Origin of the sequence: Caballeronia sordidicola (genome assembly GCF_001544455.2) — a bacterium.
GTDB lineage: Bacteria > Pseudomonadota > Gammaproteobacteria > Burkholderiales > Burkholderiaceae > Caballeronia > Caballeronia sordidicola.
The window spans coordinates 1-678 of record NZ_FCOC02000067.1 but is presented as its reverse complement, the minus strand read 5'-3'; the positions used below and the strand labels follow the sequence as shown (position 1 = coordinate 678).

Here is a 678-nt window from a genome sequence, read left to right as displayed (position 1 = left end):
TTCAACGCGGTATCGATACCGAAAACCGCCTGCTTTGCAGCGTACTGGTCGGCGGTGGCGAGCACGCGGCCGTCGGCGAGCATCGGCTTGATGGCGTTGATGTTGTCATAGCCCACGACCTGCACCTTGCCCGCTTTGCCCGCGGCGCGCACGGCCGACACGGCGCCGATTGCCATGTTGTCGTTGCCGCACAGCAGCGCCTTCACGTTGGGATTCGCGTTCAGGATCTGCGACGCCACCGCATTGCCCTTGTCGATTTCCCAGTCACCCGATTGCAGCGCCACCACCTTCATGCCGCCAGTTTGCATGGCCTGCTTGAAACCGGCTGTGCGCTGCTGCGCATTAGTCGTGGTCGAGACACCTTCGATAATGCCCACCTCATCGCCGGACTTGAGTTTCTTCGCCAGATACTCGCCCACCTGACGCGCGCCCTTTGCGTTGTCCGGGCCGACGAACGGCACGTTCAGGTCTTTCGACTTGAGCACGTCCGAGTCGAGCTTGTTGTCGATATTCACCACGATGATCCCGGCGTCGACCGCTTTCTTGATGACCGGAACCAGCGCCTTGGAATCCGCCGGCGCGATCACGAGGGCGTCGACCTTCGAGACGATCATCTGCTCGACAATGCGGATCTGGTTCGCGGTATCGGTTTCGTCCTTGATGCCGTTCGTGATGAGG

1 protein-coding gene is annotated in these 678 nt (G+C 61.1%); it reads right to left on the bottom strand.

Going from position 1 to position 678, the window contains the following annotated elements; genetic code table 11:
- Positions 1 to 678 (bottom strand): substrate-binding domain-containing protein (locus AWB64_RS30605; RefSeq protein WP_060859151.1); only part of this gene is annotated, 678 nt, incomplete at both ends.